General features: G+C 74.3%; 15 protein-coding genes. 14 read left to right on the top strand and 1 reads right to left on the bottom strand.

Annotated elements, in window-relative coordinates; all coding sequences use genetic code 11:
* The first annotated feature begins 92 nt into the window (after window positions 1–92).
* From gmk to rpe, 14 genes are all read left to right on the top strand, one after another.
* Window positions 93–686 carry a guanylate kinase gene (gmk, locus tag BJ982_RS31705; protein WP_184886144.1) on the top strand — a complete coding sequence of 198 codons (594 nt, stop codon included), beginning with the start codon at window positions 93–95 and terminating at the stop codon, window positions 684–686.
* A gap of 105 nt (window positions 687–791) precedes the next feature.
* Window positions 792–1,055: a DNA-directed RNA polymerase subunit omega gene (gene rpoZ, locus BJ982_RS31700; RefSeq protein WP_184614195.1), complete on the top strand. Its 264-nt coding sequence runs from the start codon at window positions 792–794 to the stop codon at window positions 1,053–1,055.
* Between the two features lie 24 nt (window positions 1,056–1,079).
* Window positions 1,080–2,300: a bifunctional phosphopantothenoylcysteine decarboxylase/phosphopantothenate--cysteine ligase CoaBC gene (coaBC, locus tag BJ982_RS31695; protein ID WP_184889606.1), complete on the top strand. Its 1,221-nt coding sequence runs from the start codon at window positions 1,080–1,082 to the stop codon at window positions 2,298–2,300.
* Window positions 2,301–2,399: 99 nt separating this feature from the next.
* Window positions 2,400–2,768, top strand: a complete 369-nt coding sequence (locus BJ982_RS31690) for a hypothetical protein (RefSeq protein WP_184886142.1) — start codon at window positions 2,400–2,402, stop codon at window positions 2,766–2,768.
* Window positions 2,769–2,892: 124 nt separating this feature from the next.
* Complete coding sequence (gene metK / locus BJ982_RS31685) at window positions 2,893–4,086, top strand: methionine adenosyltransferase (RefSeq protein ID WP_184886140.1); 1,194 nt, start codon at window positions 2,893–2,895, stop codon at window positions 4,084–4,086.
* A 191-nt stretch (window positions 4,087–4,277) separates the two neighbouring features.
* Window positions 4,278–6,908, top strand: coding sequence for a primosomal protein N' (locus tag BJ982_RS31680; RefSeq protein WP_184886138.1), 2,631 nt, complete (start codon window positions 4,278–4,280; stop codon window positions 6,906–6,908).
* 50 nt (window positions 6,909–6,958) lie between these two features.
* Window positions 6,959–8,674: a hypothetical protein gene (locus BJ982_RS31675; protein WP_184886136.1), complete on the top strand. Its 1,716-nt coding sequence runs from the start codon at window positions 6,959–6,961 to the stop codon at window positions 8,672–8,674.
* 198 nt (window positions 8,675–8,872) lie between these two features.
* A complete protein-coding gene (locus tag BJ982_RS31670) occupies window positions 8,873–10,234 on the top strand; it encodes a hypothetical protein (protein ID WP_184886134.1) in 1,362 nt (453 codons plus the stop codon).
* Window positions 10,235–10,334: 100 nt separating this feature from the next.
* Entirely contained in the window at window positions 10,335–10,883 is a 549-nt protein-coding gene (gene def / locus BJ982_RS31665) for a peptide deformylase (protein WP_184886132.1), read from the top strand.
* Between the two features lie 3 nt (window positions 10,884–10,886).
* Window positions 10,887–11,837: a methionyl-tRNA formyltransferase gene (fmt, locus tag BJ982_RS31660; protein WP_184886130.1), complete on the top strand. Its 951-nt coding sequence runs from the start codon at window positions 10,887–10,889 to the stop codon at window positions 11,835–11,837.
* Between the two features lie 66 nt (window positions 11,838–11,903).
* Window positions 11,904–13,325: an RsmB/NOP family class I SAM-dependent RNA methyltransferase gene (locus tag BJ982_RS31655; protein WP_239123623.1), complete on the top strand. Its 1,422-nt coding sequence runs from the start codon at window positions 11,904–11,906 to the stop codon at window positions 13,323–13,325.
* A 31-nt stretch (window positions 13,326–13,356) separates the two neighbouring features.
* Complete coding sequence (locus tag BJ982_RS31650; RefSeq protein WP_184886126.1) at window positions 13,357–13,854, top strand: cupin domain-containing protein; 498 nt, start codon at window positions 13,357–13,359, stop codon at window positions 13,852–13,854.
* Window positions 13,855–14,130: 276 nt separating this feature from the next.
* Window positions 14,131–15,048, top strand: coding sequence for a leucine-rich repeat domain-containing protein (locus BJ982_RS31645; RefSeq protein WP_184886124.1), 918 nt, complete (start codon window positions 14,131–14,133; stop codon window positions 15,046–15,048).
* A 172-nt stretch (window positions 15,049–15,220) separates the two neighbouring features.
* On the top strand, window positions 15,221–15,892 hold the full coding sequence (gene rpe / locus BJ982_RS31640; protein WP_184886122.1) for a ribulose-phosphate 3-epimerase: 672 nt from the start codon (window positions 15,221–15,223) through the stop codon (window positions 15,890–15,892).
* Window positions 15,893–15,955: 63 nt separating this feature from the next.
* On the opposite strand, the gene BJ982_RS31635 is transcribed toward rpe, so the two are convergent.
* Window positions 15,956–16,699 (bottom strand): SDR family oxidoreductase, encoded by a 744-nt coding sequence (locus tag BJ982_RS31635; RefSeq protein ID WP_184886120.1) that lies wholly within the window; start codon window positions 16,697–16,699, stop codon window positions 15,956–15,958.
* Window positions 16,700–16,817: the final 118 nt, after the last annotated feature.

The raw sequence follows: 16,817 nt of genomic DNA, 5'->3' as shown, positions 1-16,817 counted from the left end.
GGTGTGGAGTGACCGGTACGTCCTGGCCCGAAGAGGGCGGCGTCCAGCGGGCGCCCGTTTTCGGGGGGTTCGGGACACGTGGCGGTGACTCCATGCCTTCGACCGGCAGTCCGGAGGCGGCGCACGTCTCCTCCGGACCGGCGGGAAAGCGCCTGACGGTCCTCTCCGGGCCGTCCGGCGTGGGAAAGTCCACGGTCGTCGCCGAGCTTCGGCGGTCCCACCCCGAGGTGTGGCTGTCGGTCTCGGTGACCACCAGGGCCCCCCGGCCCGGCGAGACGCACGGCGTCGAGTACTACTTCGTCGCCGGCGAGGAATTCGACCGCATGGTCGGCGCTGGTGAGCTCCTCGAATGGGCGGAGTTCGCCGGCAACAGGTACGGAACGCCCCGGGCGCCCGTGGAGCGCAAGCTCGCGGACGGCGTCCCCACGCTCCTGGAGATCGACCTCCAGGGCGCCCGGCAGGTCCGTGAGTCCATGCCCGAGGCGCTTCTGGTCTTCCTGGCCCCGCCGAGCTGGGAAGAACTGGAGAGCCGCCTTCGCGGGCGCGGCACCGAACCCGAGGACGTCATCACGCGCCGCCTGGCCGCCGGTCGCGTCGAGCTCGCCGCCGAGAAGGAGTTCGACGTGTCGCTGGTCAACACGGCCGTCGGTGACGTGTGCGCCCGGCTGATAGCCTTGATGACGTGACGATCGGCCCGTGCGCGCGTCCGGCGCGCCCGTGAGGCTTGGTATTCTGCAAGGCCGGGACCGATCCTCCGATCGATCCGACATCCCGACTGAGAGGCCGACGACGTGGCCGGCACCGCCCCGCTTGCCGAAGGCATCACCAACCCGCCGATCGACCAGCTGCTTGAGGTCGTCGACAGCAAGTACAGCCTGGTCATCATGGGCGCGAAGCGGGCGCGCCAGATCAACGCCTACTACTCCCAGCTCGGCGAGGGCCTTCTGGAGTACGTCGGGCCCCTCGTGGAGACCCACGCCCAGGAGAAGCCCCTCTCCATCGCGCTGCGTGAGATCTCCGAGGGCCTGCTGACCTCCGAGGCCATCGAGGGCTGACCGGTCCGACCCGCGCGCCCCGTGATGAACAGCAAGGCCTCCGCCGGGCCGAGCGTCGTCCTCGGCGTGGGCGCGGGCATCGCCGCCTACAAGGCGTGCGAGCTGCTGCGGCTGTTCACCGAGTCGGGTCACGACGTCCGCGTCGTCCCCACGCGGGACGCCCTGCGGTTCGTCGGCGAGCCCACCTGGGCCGCCCTGTCGGGCAATCCCGTGACCAGCGAGGTCTGGGAGTCCGTCCACGAGGTGCCGCACGTCCGCATCGGGCAGGCGGCCGACCTGGTGGTGGTCGCGCCGGCCACCGCCGACATCCTCGCCAAGGCCGCGCACGGCCTGGCCGGTGACCTGCTCACCAACACCCTGCTGACCGCCCGCTGCCCGGTCGTCTTCGCCCCGGCGATGCACACCGAGATGTGGGAGCACCCCGCCACCCGCGCCAACGTCGCCACCTTGCGCGAGCGCGGCTGCCTGGTCATCGACCCCGCCGTCGGGCGGCTGACCGGCGCCGACACCGGCAGGGGGCGCCTGCCCGACCCCGCCGCGATCTTCGAGGTGTGCCGCGGCGTCCTGTCCGGCCGCGGGGCCGACCTGGCGGGCCGCCACGTCGTCGTGTCCGCCGGAGGCACCCGCGAGGCCATCGACCCGGTGCGGTTCATCGGCAACCGTTCCTCGGGCCTGCAGGGGTACGCGCTGGCGCGCACGGCCGTCGCGCGGGGCGCCCGGGTCACGCTGGTGGCCGCCAACGTGGCGCTGCCCGACCCGGCGGGCGCCACGGTGGTGCGGGTGGAGTCCGCGCTCGGCCTGCGGGAGGCCGTCCTGGAGGCCGCGGGGGGCGCCGACGCGGTGGTGATGGCGGCGGCGGTGGCCGACTTCCGGCCCGCCGCGCGCAGCGACTCCAAGATCAAGAAGTCGTCGGCGGATCCCGAGCCCATTCATCTCACGAAAAATCCGGACATCCTCGCCGAGTTGTGCGACCTGCGCCGCGCCGGGCGCCGGCCCTGGCCCGAGGTCATCGCCGGGTTCGCCGCCGAGACCGACGACGTCCTCGCCAACGGTCAGGCCAAGCTCGCCCGCAAGGGCTGCGACCTCCTCGTCGTCAACCAGGTCGGCGAGAACCTCGCCTTCGGCACCCCCGACAACGCCGCCGTGATCCTCGTCGCGGGCGGCGACCCGGTCGAGGTGCCGCGCGGCCCCAAGGAGGGGCTGGCCGACGTCGTCTGGGACCTCGTGGCCGCCCGCCTCGCCTGAGCCCCCGCCCCATCGTGATGAGTCCTGCTCATGACGGCTTGATGGCGGGCGGTTCCGGGCGGATACTCCAGGAGGATGCCGGAGTGAGAGGGCCACGCGATGCCGGTGACCGCCGCGGTGCGACAACGCTGCCGATCCCTGTTGCCCCCGGGTGAGGAACTGCACTACGTCTTCCCCGCCACCCTCACCGGATCGGGCGGCGCGGCCCACTACCTCGTCGTGGTGACCGGCCTGTCGATCACCGTGCTCGCCACCAAGCTGTTCAGCCGGGACGAGCCCGCCGTCGTCTGGGCGCGCTACCCTCGCCGCACCCGCCTCGGTCCCGTACGGCACGGCCCGCGGCCCGCGATCCGGCTGGGCGACACCCTGTTCGAGGTCGAGGCCGAGTACGTCCCCGTCGTCGCGGCGGCCGACGCCGAGGCGTTCTCACCCGCGGACCTGCCGAAGGACCCCCTTCCCGACCTTTAGGCCCCCGCCACGCCGTGAGACGGTTGCGCGGCGCCGCACCTCGTCGGGCTAAACTCGGCGCAGCGCCTTGGCCGTCCAAGCCAAAGCCACGACGTCAGCAGCCGCTGCATGAGGAGCCTGTGAGTTGTCCCGCCGCCTGTTCACTTCCGAGTCGGTCACAGAGGGCCACCCGGACAAGATCGCCGATCAGATCAGTGACGCGATTCTCGACGCCATGCTCAAGGACCACCCGACCAGCCGGGTCGCGGTCGAGACGCTGATCACCACCGGCCAGGTCCACGTCGCCGGTGAGGTCACCACCGAGACTTACGTCGACATCCCCGGCGTCATCCGGGAGAAGATCCTGGAGATCGGGTACGACGCGTCGCACAAGGGCTTCGACGGTGCCTCGTGTGGTGTGTCGGTGTCGATCGGGGCGCAGTCGCCCGACATCGCCCAGGGCGTGGACGACGCCTATGAGGTCCGTGAGGGTGAGGGCTCCGATGATCTGGACCGTCAGGGGGCCGGCGACCAGGGGTTGATGTTCGGGTACGCCTGCCGGGAGACGCCGGAGCTGATGCCGTTGCCGATCACGCTGGCGCATCGGATGGCGCGCCGGTTGTCGGAGGTGCGCAAGAACGGCACGGTGCCGTATCTGCGTCCGGACGGCAAGACGCAGGTGACGATCGAGTACGACGGCGACCGGCCGGTGCGGCTGGACACGGTGGTCGTCTCCAGCCAGCACGCTCCCGAGATCGACCTGAAGGAGATGCTCCTCCCCGACATCAAGGAGCACGTGGTCGAGCCGGTGCTTGCCGAGCTGGACATCGACGTCGAGGGGTACCGGCTGCTGGTGAACCCGACGGGCCGGTTCGAGATCGGCGGCCCGATGGGTGACGCGGGGCTGACGGGCCGGAAGATCATCGTGGACACCTATGGCGGGATGGCCCGTCATGGTGGTGGGGCGTTCTCGGGCAAGGACCCGTCCAAGGTGGACCGTTCGGCGGCCTACGCGATGCGGTGGGTGGCCAAGAACGTGGTGGCGGCGGGTCTGGCGGATCGGGTGGAGGTGCAGGTGGCCTACGCGATCGGCAAGGCGCAGCCGGTGGGGGTGTTCGTGGAGACGTTCGGCACCGAGAAGGTGGAGGTGCCGCGGATCCAGGAGGCGATCTCGCGGGTGTTCGACCTGCGTCCGGCGGCGATCATCCGTGATCTGGACCTGCTGCGGCCGATCTACTCCCAGACCGCCGCCTACGGCCACTTCGGCCGCGAGGAGCCCAACTTCTCCTGGGAGCGCACCGACCGCGCCGAGGACCTCCGCCGGGCCCTCGGCCTCTGACCCACCCCTCACAGCGCCTCAAGCTCTGTGAGCGCCCGGCACCGGACCCCGGCTCGGGGACCGGGGGCCGGGCATGGTCCGCGCTCGTGAGGCATCGGACTCCGATCGCCGGAGTCCGATGCTTCCGTCGTCCCCGACGGCTACGGCGCGGGCGGCTTTTCCGGCTCTGACCTGGCGATAGTGTGTTCGATATGCGGCCTCATCAATCCTCGGGGGCGACCACGGGCTCCGGCCGCGACGGTACGCCGGCACCGTCGCCCGGCGACGCCCGTCCGGAGGACGCGGGGGCGCTGCTGCCGCTGGAGGCCGTGGGAGGCCGGCCCGGAGCCGGTGGCGGCGAGGGGGCCGGGCATCCGGCGGCCAAGGGCGCGCCCGTGCCCGCCGCGGAGCTGCCCGTGGCCCGCGTGCTCGTGGACACCTCGCTGGCGCACCTCGACCGCCCCTTCGACTATCTCGTCCCCGAGACGATGGCCGCCGACGCCGTGCCCGGCTGCCGGGTGAGGGTCCGCTTCGCCGGAAAGCTCACCGACGGCCTCGTGCTGGAGCGGGCCGCCTCCACCGAGCACGAGGGAAGGCTCACGCCCCTGGAGCGGGTGGTCTCCCCGGAGCCGGTGCTCACCCCCCAGATCGCCGCCCTGTGCCGCGCCGTGGCGGACCGCTACGCGGGCACCATGTCCGACGTCGTGCGCCTGGCCATCCCTCCACGACACGCCAAGGTCGAATCGGAGCCGCAGAACACGACCCCCGGACCTCCGGTCCCCGGGCCCACCACATCCCCATCCCCGCCGCCTGCGTCCACCCAGCCGTCTTCCCCGCCCGCGGCCATCCGGCTTCCTTCTCCGCCGCCCGCGACCATCCGGCCGGCTTCCCCGCCCGCGAGCACCCGCCCGTCCTCCGGGCTCGGGAGTGCCCGGCCCGTGGACACCGGCTCGTCGCCGTCACGGGATGCGGAGGGACGGCCGGAGTCTTCGGGGGAGGGGGCCACCAGAAGCGAGGGTGACCCGTTGCCGGGGGTCTGGGGGGAGTACGTCGCGGGGGCGGGGTTCGTGCAGGCGCTCGCCGAAGGGCGGGGGGTGCGGGCGGTGTGGACGGCGTTGCCGGGGGTCGGCGAGGACGGCCCGGCCTGGCCCGAGGGCATCGCGCTCGCCGTCCTCGCGACCGTGCGGGCCGGCAAGGGAGCGCTGGTCGTGGTCCCGGACGGCAAGGACGTCGCGCTGGTGGACGCGGCGCTGACCCGCGTGCTCGGCGAGGGCGCGCACGTCGCCCTGACCGCCGGCCTGGGCCCCGCCGAGCGCTACCGCCGCTGGCTGAAGGTGCTGCGCGGCCAGGTGCGCGTGGTCGCGGGCGCCCGCGCCGCCACGTTCGCGCCCGTCCACGACCTCGGCCTGGTGGTGATCTGGGACGACGGCGACGACCTGCACGCCGAGCGCCTGGCCCCCTACCCCCACACCCGCGAGGTGCTCGCCCTGCGCGCGCACCAGACCGGCGCCGCCATGCTGGTCGGCGGGCACGCCCGCACGGCCGAGGCGACGCGGCTGGTCGCCACCGGCTGGGCCCGCCCGATCGGCCCCGCCCGTGAGACCGTCAGGCGGCACGCCCCGCGGGTCCGCCCGGCGGGCGACGACGCCGAGCTGGCCAGGGACGCCGCCGCCCGGGCCGCGCGCCTGCCCACCCTGGCGTGGTCGGTGCTCAGGACCGGCCTGGAGTCCGGCCCTGTGCTCATCCAGGTGCCGCGCCGGGGGTACCTGCCCGCCCTGGCCTGCCAGGCGTGCCGCACGCCCGCGCGCTGCGTCCAGACCCCGCCGCTGGCCGGCCTCCCGCCCGAGGCGCCGCCGCCGCGCGGGACGCCCGACCCGTCCATCCCGCAGCCCGGCCGCCGGCGGGCCCCGGCCGCCGCCGCGCCCGCCCCGCGCCCGTCCCTCGAAGGCTCCGCCTGGGGCCTGGCCGGCGTCCCGGTGGCCCGCGAGCTGTTCGGGGACATGGCGGACCCGCAGGACGCGGCGGCGGCGGCCGTCATGCGGTTCATGCCGGTGCCGCTGTGCGGGGGCCCGCTGGCGCTGCGCGGCGGCCACTCCGCCCCCTACTGCCGCTGGTGCGGCCGCATCGCGGGCCTCTGGCGCTGCCAGATCTGCGGCAACAACCGGCTGCGCGCCCTGGTGGTGGGCGCGCGCCGCACCGCCGAGGAGCTCGGCCGCGCCTTCCCGTCCGTCCCGGTCAGGACCTCGGGCCGCGACTCGGTGCTCGCCACGGTCGGCTCCTCGCGGGCCCTGGTGGTGGCCACTCCGGGTGCGGAGCCGGTCCCCAAGGGCGGGTACGCCGCCGCCGTGCTGCTGGACGGCTGGACCATGCTGGGCCGTCCCGACCTGCGCGCCGCCGAGGAGACGCTGCGGCGGTGGATGAACGCGGCGGCGCTGCTGCGGCCGGGCGCCGAGCTGGTCGTGCTCGCCGACGCATCGCTGCCGGTCGTGCAGGCCCTGATCCGCTGGGACCCGGTGACGCACGCCGAGCGCGAGCTGGCCGAGCGGGCGGTCCTGGGCTTCCCGCCCGCCGTGCGCATGGCCACGCTGACCGGCCCGCCGGCGGCGGTCCGCGACATGGCGGCCGGCCTCGGCCTGCCGGAGGGCGCGCAGGTGCTCGGCCCCGTCCCGGTGGAGGCGCCGCGGGGCCGCCCGGCCGAGCCGGAGGAGCGCCTGATGGTCCGCGTGCCGCGCGGGGCCGAGGCGGCGCTGGCCAGGGCGCTGAAGGGGGCGGCCGGGGTGCGGGCCGCGCGCAAGGCCCCTGACCTGGTCCGGGTGTGTATGGACCCCATGGATCTGGTCTGACCGCAGCTCGCCGATTCGCGGGGCTGATAGCGAGCCGTTAGTTTCTCCCTGTGTCGATCGAATGGGTGAACGGGGCCATCGAGGAGATCCGGGCGTGGGGGCGCTCCAACGGGGTGGTGGTGGACGCCGATGAGATCCGGCTCCTGTGCGACTACGCCAGCGACTATCTGGACGTGAAGGAACTCGCCGACTTCACGCCCGTGACCTTCGAGCGGCTCCTGCTCGACATCTATCCGCGCAAGGTCATCGCGCCGCCCGAGAGCGCGGCCGAGACCGTCGCGGCGTCGCGGACTCTGGTCGACTTCCTGCTGGACAGCGGGGAGATCGGCACCAAGATGGCCGCCCGCATGCGCGCCAAGATCGACGAGATCGCGCCGGAGATGCCGGCCGCGCTCGCCGACACCACCAAGTTCGGCATGGCCAAGAGCATGTTCGGCGCGATGGGCGCCGACGCCCTGGAGGCCGGCACGCCGTACGTCGCCACCGACGATCTCGTCGCCGCGCCGCGCCGCCCGCGGTCCGACGACGGCGCCGGGGACTGTGACTGCCCGGCGTGCGCCCCTCTGCCCGCCGTGCGCCTGGCGCCGCCGCAGGAGGTCGCACAGGGCGCGCGGGAGGCCGGTCTGCTCCGCGAGGCCCACCTGCTGGTGGCCTGGATGCTGGAAGGCGGCCGGGTCCCGACCGTGAAGGGGACGCTGCGCGTGAGGGACGCCGCGCGTGCCGCTCGCGAGCTGGGCCTGACCGCCCCCGTCCTGGCCTGGGACGCGGCGCTTGCGGTCGGCCTGGCGGAGGTCTCGGGCCGCGCGCTCACCGCGCCCCGCGGCGCGGAGCCGCTGCCGGCCCGCGACGACGAGACCGTCCTGGACCTGTGGGCGGGCGTGGTGGCCTTCCTGACCGGCGGCTCGGAGGCGGACGTCACCGGCTTCGCGCCCGTCGACCGCGAGCTGTACGGCGTGCACGACATGCTGTACCGGGCGCAGGCGCCGCTGGAGGTCGCCGCACTGCGCGAGTACCTGGAGGAGACCTGGGCCGGGGACGGCCCGCAGGCGGGCGAGGAACTGGAGGCCGGCCTCGGGGCCGCGCTGGACGTCCTGGCCCGCTGCGGCACGGTCGAACGCGACGGCGAGGCCGTGCGGCTCACCCCGCACGGCCGGTGGGGGCTGCGCGAGGTGTTCAGCCGCATGGGCCTGGCCGCGCCGGTCGCCCCCGACCCGGCCGAGGGCGACGCCGCCGCCCTGGTCGCCCTGCTGGTGGAGGGCCACCCGGCCTGGCTCGCCGAGCAGGACATCGCCGCCTGGCTCGGCAGGCGCGAGCCGGGGGAGGCGGCGGGCGAGCTGCTGGCCGCCGTCCAAGGGGGCGAGGCCGCCGCGCGCGGGGTCGCGCTGACGATCGTCGACCGGCTGGGCCCCGAGGCCGCGCCCGCGGTGCGCGCCGTCCTGGACGACCCCTGCCTGCGCCCCCACGCGCTCGTCTGGCTGGCCTCGCACGGCCTGGAGGCCCCCGCGCCGACGCCGGAGGAGGCGCTGTGGGCGGGCGTGGACACCCTGGCCTTCGCGCTGGCCCGCGAGGCCGACGATCCCGACGAGATCGCGAGGAGCCTCGCGCAGTCGGCGCCGTCCGCGCAGGTCATCGAGGACATGTGGCACGTGGACCACCCGGACGTCGCCGAGGTGCTCGACCTGCTCGGACGTCACCTTCCCGACCGGGGCCTGGCCAAGGCGGCCCGCAAGGCCGCGTTCAAGGCCCGCTCCCGCGGCATCCACTGACCCCGCGCGGTGCCCGGCGCCGGGCTGTGCCAAAACCGCGCCAAGGCCGCGCCCGGGCCCGCCTTGGGCCGCGCCGGAGCCCGTGCCGCGGCGTACTTTGAGCGTTCTTCGCCGGACGAAGGGGCGCCGGTGTGGTGATCATGCCGAACGTCCGGAGACCCGTCATCGGGTGTGGCTGGTGTGGAGTAAGTTGCCTGAATGGCCAACAGCGGGAACGGCGGCGTCTTCGATCTCGGAGAGCTGCGCAACCTCATCGACGAGCTGGGCAGCGTGTCCGGCGAGGAGCGCGAGGCGCTGCTCTCCGAGATGGCGGGCGAGAGCGACCCGTGCGACTGCGAGGACTGCGAGAGCGAGGTGCTGAGCTTCCCCCCGGTCGAGCTGGCGCCGGAGGCCGAGCTGGCCGACGCGGTCCTCTCCGTGCCGCTGGTCCGCGACGCCCGGCGGCTGGCCGCCTGGACGGGCTCCCGCGAGGTCACCGAGGAAGGCCACCTCACGCCGGGCGACGCCCGCGCGGCCTCCGGCGAGCTGGGCCTCACGCTGGACCGGCTGCGCCTCGTGTGGGTCGTCGCCGTGAACGGCGGCCTGGTGCGCGTCACGCGCGCGGGCGCCGTGCCGGGCCCCGGCCTGCCTCCCGACCTGATGAACTTCTGGGACGGCGTCGTGATGGACGTGCTGGACCGCACCGAGGAGGGTCTGACCGGCTCGGCGGTGGCCGACGAGCACCTCACCGAGATGCTCGCCACCATCTACGCCACCAGCGACGGCATCACCTACGCCGGTCTGGTCGAGGGCATGCTTCAGGCCCATGAGATCGGCTGCGAGGCCCGCGCCCACGAGATGCGGCGGCTGCGCGAGGTGCTGCCCGGCGAACTGGACGCCGCCCTCGACCTGCTCGGCTACTGCGGGCTGTTCGAGCGCGCGGCCGACAGCGTGCGCCTCACCCCGCTCGGCGTGTGGGCCGTCCGGCAGGACCTGCTGCGCGAGGGCCATGACGCGCCGCTGCTGTCGGAGATCGCCGGGTTCGCCGAGCTGAGCGCCGCCGAGCTGGTCGACGCCATGCTGAGCGGCGAGGCCCCCTCCAGCGCCCCGGCGCTGTGGGCCGAGCGCCGCGTCCCCGAGGACGCCGCCCGTGAGCTGATCAAGGTCGCCGCCTCGGGCACGCCCGGCCAGCGCGGAGTGATCGGCACGGTCCTGGCCGAGATGGGCCCGGAGGCCGAGCCCGCCCTGCGCGAGGCCCTGGCCGAGCCCGCGATGTGGCGGCACGCCGCCGTGTGGCTCGCCGTCCGCGACCTGGACGCCCCCGTCCTGACCGAGGAGGACGGCACCTGGCTCGCCGTCGACACCCTGGCCACGCTCCTGCACATCCCCGACGTCCCCGAGGCCATGGGCGAGTTCGAGGCCCTGGAGCCCGGCGAGGAGCTGCTGCGCCTGGTCGACGACATCAGCCGCGGCGGCCACCCCGACGCCATCGCCGTCCTGGAGCTCCTCGGCGCCCACCACCCGGACGCCACGGTGGCCAAGGCGGCGCGCAAGGCCGCGATGAAGGCCCGCTCCCGCTGACCCCGGCGCCGCCCGGCGATCAGACCGGACGGCTCGCCGCGCGCCATAAACTTAGGTGACCTTTCCCGCCTGACCCTGCCTGACGTGATCGGAGTCGTCCGTGGCAATTCAGCCGATCCGCCTGTTCGGCGACCCGGTGCTGCGCACCCCCGCGGAGCCGGTCGTCGATTTCGACAAGGAGCTCCGCAAGCTCGTCAAGGACCTCACCGACACGATGAAGGACGCGCCGGGCGCCGGGCTCGCCGCGCCGCAGATCGGTGTGAGCCTGCGGGTCTTCACCTACTACGTCGACGAGCAGCTCGGCCACCTCATCAACCCCACCCTCGACCTGTCGGACGAGCAGGACGAGGAGGGCGAGGAAGGGTGCCTGTCCTTCCCCGGCCTCGCCTTCCCCACGCCGCGGGCGATCCGCGCCGTGGCCAAGGGGTTCGACATGCACGGCGAGCCGATCACCATCGAGGGCACCGACCTCATGGCCCGCTGCGTCCAGCACGAGACCGACCACCTCGACGGTGTTCTGTTCATCGACCGCATGGACGCCAAGCAGCGCAAGCTGGCGATGAAGGCCATCCGCGAGGCCGAGTGGAGCGGCCTGGCCGCGCCGGTCGTGAAGGTCTCGCCGCACGCCACTCAAGGGAAGGCCCTCTAGCCCGTGCGCCTCGTCTTCGCCGGAACCCCGGACACCGCGCTGCCCTCGTTGCGGGCGCTGCTGGACTCGCCCCGGCACGAGGTCGCGGCGGTGGTGACCCGCCCGGACGCCCAGTCGGGGCGCGGGCGCCGGGTCCAGCCGAGCCCCGTCGCCGAGCTGGCGGCCTCGGCGGGCGTCGAGGTGCTGCGCCCGGCCAAGGCCGGCGACCCGGACTTCCTGGCCCGGCTGAAGGCCATCGCGCCCGACTGCTGCCCGGTCGTGGCCTACGGCGCCCTGCTGCCGCAGGCGGCGCTGGACATCCCGCGCCTCGGGTGGATCAACCTGCACTTCTCGCTGCTGCCCGCCTGGCGGGGCGCGGCGCCCGTCCAGCACGCGGTGCTGCACGGGGACGAGATCACCGGCGCGGCGACCTTCCAGATCGTCAAGGAGCTCGACGCCGGTCCGGTGTACGGCGTGGTGACGGAGGAGGTCCGGCCCGCCGACACCAGCGGCGAGCTGCTGGCCCGGCTGGCGGAGTCCGGCGCGGGCCTGCTGCTGGCGACGCTGGACGGCGTGGAGGACGGCGAGCTGGTGGCACGTCCCCAGCCCGCCGACGGCGTGAGCCACGCCCCCAAGCTGGAGGTCGCGGACGCGCGGGTCGACTGGACGGCTCCGGCGCTGCGCGTGGACCGGCTGGTCCGTGCCTGCACCCCGGCGCCGGGCGCCTGGACGGAGTTCCGCGGCGAGCGCCTCAAGCTCGACCCCGTCACCCTCGTGGCCGAGGGCGCGGGGCCGGTGCCGGGCGCGGGGCCCCTCGGCCCGGGCGAGATCGCCGCGGCCAAGAACACCGTGCTGGTGGGCACCTCCACCCGCCCGGTGCTGCTGGGCGAGGTGCAACCCGAGGGCAAGCGGCGCATGACCGCGGGCGAGTGGGCGCGCGGCGTGCGCCTGACCCCGGCCGACCGGCTCGGCTGAGCGGCCACGGGGGAGCGTCGACGTCCGGATATGAGGCGACATGATGGGCTTGATGGCGGGGGAAGTGTGACAGGGGACGACGCCGCGCCGGGCCGCAGGGCCGCGCGGGGAGGACGCCGCGGGCAGGGCAGGCCGGCGGGCCGGACGCGGCCGGTCCGCGACGAGCCGCGCAACACCGCCTACGACCTGCTCAGGGCCGTCGACGAGCGCGACGCCTACGCCAACCTGCTCATGCCCACCCTGCTGCGCGAGCGCGGGCTCGGCGGCCGCGACGCCGCCCTGGCGACCGAGCTGGCCTACGGCACCCTGCGCGGCCTCGGCACCTACGACGAGATCATCGCCGTCTGCAGCGACCGTCCGCCCGAGCGCATCGACCCCCCGCTGCTCGACGCCATCCGCCTCGGCGTCCACCAGCTCCTCAAGACCCGCGTGCCCCCGCACGCCGCCGTGAGCGCCACCGTCGACCTCGCGCGCCTGCGCGTCGGCGTCGGCGCCTCCAAGTTCGCCAACGCCGTCCTGCGCAAGGTCGCCACCCGCGACTACGACCGCTGGCTCGCCATCGTCGCCCCCGACCCGGCACAGGACCCGATCGGCCACCTCGCCGTCACCCACAGCCACCCCCGGTGGATCACCTCGGCGCTGCGCGACGCCGTCGGCGGCGACCCGGAGGAGACCGCGGCGCTGCTGGCCGCCGACAACGAGCGCCCGGGCGTCACCTTGATCGCCTGGCCGGGCCGCAGCACGGTCGGCGAGCTCGTCGAGGCCGGCGCCGTGCCCGCCCGCTACTCGCCGTACGCCGCCTACCTGCCCGAGGGCGACCCCGGCGCGGTCCCCGCGGTCGCCGAGGGCCGTGCGGCCGTCCAGGACGAGGCGAGCCAGCTCGTCGCCCTGGCGCTGACCCGCGTGCCCCTGGAGGGCGGCGACCGGCTGTGGCTGGACATGTGCGCGGGCCCCGGCGGCAAGGCCGGCCTGCTCGACGCGCTCGCCGTCCAGGAGGACCGCCACCTGCTGGCCTCCGACCAGCGCTTCCACCGCGCCCGGCTGGTCTGGCGCGCCACGCGCGCGGCCGGGGTCATCACCGCGGACGGCGCCACGCCCGCCTGGCGCGCCGACGCGTTCGACCGCGTGCTCGTGGACGCGCCGTGCACGGGGCTCGGCGCGCTGCGCCGCCGTCCCGAGGCCCGCTGGCGCCGTGACGCGGCCAGCGTGCCCGAGCTGGGCGACCTGCAGCGGCGGCTGCTCGGCTCGGCGCTGTCGTCCGCCCGCCCCGGCGGCGTGGTGGCGTACGTGACCTGCTCGCCGCACCTCGCCGAGACCCGCGCCGTCGTCGAGGACGTCGTGCGGCGCCGCGGCGGCGCCGAGGTGCTCGACGCCCGCGCCTACCTGGACGAGGTCGACGGTCTGGGGGAGGGGCCGTACGCCCAGTTCTGGCCGCACCGCCACGGCACCGACGCCATGTTCCTCGCCCTGTTGCGCCGCACGCCCTGAGCGTTCTCTCGCACGACACGGAAGGCTTGTCATGTCATATCCGGAGCCGCTCTACCACGCCGAGACCGGTGAGGTCAGCGGGACCCTCCGGCCGGGGGGATCGGAGCCCGAGCTGCGGATCGGCGGCCCCGACGGCACCCACGTCCGCTACCTCGCCACCGGCGCGACCACCTGCGGGCTGTTCGGGCTGTACCGCTGGGACATGGGGCCGGGCCCGAGCGGCCCCGGCGCGCACTTCCACCGCACCATGGCCGAGTCGTTCTACGTCCTGTCCGGCACGATCCGCCTGTACGACGGCGCCACCTGGGTCGAGGGGACCGCGGGCGACTTCCTGCACATCCCCCCGGGCGGCGTGCACGCCTTCCGCAACGAATCCGGCGAGCCCGCCTCGATGCTGCTGCACTTCGCCCCCGGCGCGCCCCGCGAGGCGTACTTCGAGGAACTGGCCGAGATCGCGGCGACCGGCCGCACCCTCACGCCCGAGGAGTGGACGGAGCTGTACCTGCGCCACGACCAGTACATGGTCTGAAACAGGCACTCACCCACGCCCGCCCGGGTTCCTCGCCGGTCATACGGCGCGGTGCGTGAGGGAGTCGTGCGCGGCGGACAGGAGCCCGGCAAACGGCGGTTGGCCATCCGGGCGGGCGCTTCGTCGACATGGTGCAACACAAAGCCCACCGGGACGGATGACCTTCACCCCTGCCGCGTCCCGACAGGTCATCACAACAGGTAATCGATCGTAAACTCTCCGTGCTGTCCCGAGACGGGGGTGGAACCCCCGTCCGGCCTTATTCGGAGGTCCCTCATGACGATCGGTTCAGCCGTACGGCGCGGGCACGTCCGCGCCCTCTGCGGAAGGCTCACGCTCGTGATCGCGGGCGGGCTCGCCGCCGTCCTCGCCACGGCGTCCGCCGTCCCCGCCGCTGTGGCGCCGCCCCGCATCGGCGTGCTCAAGAGCGACGGCAGGGCGCTGGTCAAGGAAGGCGGCCTGTCGACCACCTGGGTCACCGAGAACACCGACATCAAGCAGATCGCGCTGGCGGGCGACCGCATCGGCGTCCTCAAGGCCGACGGCACCGCGCTGGTCAAGGAGGGCGGCCTGTCCGCCACCTGGGTCACCGAGCACACCGAGATCAAGCAGATCGCCCTCTCCGGCAACCGCATCGGCGTCCTGACGGGCGACGGCCGGGCCCTGGTGAAGGAGGGCGGCCTGTCGGCCACCTGGGTGACCGAGAACACCGACGTCAAGCAGATCGCGCTGTCCGGTAACCGCATCGGCGTCCTGAAGAGCGACGGCACGGCCCTGGTGAAGGAGGGCGGCCTGTCCGCCACGTGGGTCACCGAGAACACCCGGGTCCGCCAGATCGCGCTGTTCGGTAACCGCATCGGCGTCCTCAAGGGCGACGGCACGGCCCTGGTGAAGGAGGGCGGCCTGTCCGCCACCTGGGTCACCGAGAACACCGACGTCCTCGAACTGGCCCTGTCCGGCAACCGCATCGGCGTCCTGAAGAGCGACGGCGTGGCGCTGGTCAAGGAGGGCGGCCTCTCGGCCACCTGGGTCACCGAGAACGACAACGTGCTCCAGATCGCCCTCGCCGGCAACCGCATCGGCGTCCTCAAGGGCGACGGGACGGCGCTGGTCAAGGAGGGCGGCCTGTCCGCCACCTGGGTCACCGAGAACGACAACGTCATCCAACTCGCCCTCTCCAGCGGCACCGACTGACTTTCCACCGGCACCGGCCGCCCCCGAACCCGGCCCGCCCCACCCACCGCCCGGGGCGGGCCGCCCGGCCCACCGGCCACTCGCCCGCGCGGCGGGCCGACCGCTCGCCGGCCCGCGCCCAGGTGGGACGTCTGTTCTGGGAGCGGGCGGGCGGGTTCTAGACTTCGGCATCATGGCCGTACAGATCTCACCAAGCATTCTCAGCGCCGACTTCGCCAGGCTCGCCGACGCCGCCGCCCAGGTGGGCGCCGCCGCCGACTGGCTGCACGTCGACGTGATGGACAACCATTTCGTGCCCAACCTGACCATCGGCCTGCCGGTGGTCGAGTCCCTGCTGAAGGCGACCGACCTTCCGCTCGACTGCCACCTGATGATCGAGAACCCGGACCGGTGGGCGCCGGCCTACGCCGAGGCGGGGGCGGGCAGCGTGACGATCCACGCGGAGGCGGCCAAGGCCCCGGTGCGCACGCTCCGCGAGATCCGCAAGTTGGGGGCCCGCGCGGGCTTCGCGCTCAACCCGGGCACGGCCGTCCAGCCCTACGAGGACCTGCTCGGCGAGATCGACATGCTCCTGGTGATGACCGTGGAGCCCGGCTTCGGCGGCCAGCCGTTCCTCGACATCGTGCTCCCCAAGGTCCGCAAGGCGCGCGAGCTCATCGACAAGCACGGCGGCGAGGTCTGGCTCCAGGTCGACGGCGGCGTCTCCGCCACGACCATCGAACGCTGCGCCGAAGCCGGCGCCGACGTCTTCGTGGCCGGCAACGCCGTCTACGGCGCCGCCGACCCCGCCGCCGCCGTCCGCACCCTCCGCGCCCAGGCCGAACACGCCTCCTCCACGCCCTGATCGGGGCCGACGGCCACGGTGTGGTGAGGACGTCCGGGCGGGTGGCCCGGCGAGGACGATCGGTCAGGCGAGGCCGCCGGTGGCGTGGATGTTCTGGGACGTGATCCAGCGGGCGTCGGGGCCGGCGAGGAAGGCCACGACGTCGGCCACGTCCGCGGGCCGCCCGAGACGGCCGAGGGCGGTGACCTCGGCCACCGTCTCCAGTGCCTCCGCGGAGTTGGTGCCGCGCAGCAGGTCGGTGTCGGTGGCGCCGGGGGAGACGGTGTTGACGGTGATCCCGCGCGCGCCGAGCTCCATCGCCGCGACCGCGGTGAGCTGCTCGATCGCCCCCTTGCTGGCCGCGTACGGGGCGATGCCGCGCGCCGGGCGCGTGGTGTTGAGCGTGGAGATGTTGATGACGCGCCCGCCGTCGGGCATGTGCCGGGCGGCGTGGCGGAGGGTGAGGAAGACCGCGCGGGCGTTGACCGTCATGGTCCGGTCGTACAGGTCCTCGTCCAGTTCGGCCAGCGGCGTCGGGGTGAAGCTCAGCGCGGCGTTGTTGACCAGGATGTCCACGGCCCCCAGTCGCTTCTCGGCGCTCTCCATCAGCCGCTCGGCGGCCCCCGCCTCGGCCAGATCGGCCCGCACGGCGTGCGCCCGTCCCCCCGCCCCCGCCACGGCCTTCTCCACCTCCGCCGCGGCCCCGGCGTTGCTCGCGTAACTGAACACCACCTCGGCCCCGTCACGTGCCAGCCGCTCGACGATGGCCCTGCCGATACCCCGGGAACCCCCCGTGACCACGGCCCTCTTTCCCCCAAGCACTGCCATGACGCTCCCCTCGCCGATCGTGACGGACGTCCTGGCTCGAACCTACGGCCTCACGATCACCTGCGCACGCCCGGATGATTCGGCATGACCGACAGGCGTTACGGAAACCATGATCGGC

This window comes from Sphaerisporangium siamense (genome assembly GCF_014205275.1).
GTDB lineage: Bacteria > Actinomycetota > Actinomycetes > Streptosporangiales > Streptosporangiaceae > Sphaerisporangium > Sphaerisporangium siamense.
Note: the sequence above shows the minus strand (reverse complement) of the source record. Positions and strands in the feature narration are given on the sequence as shown.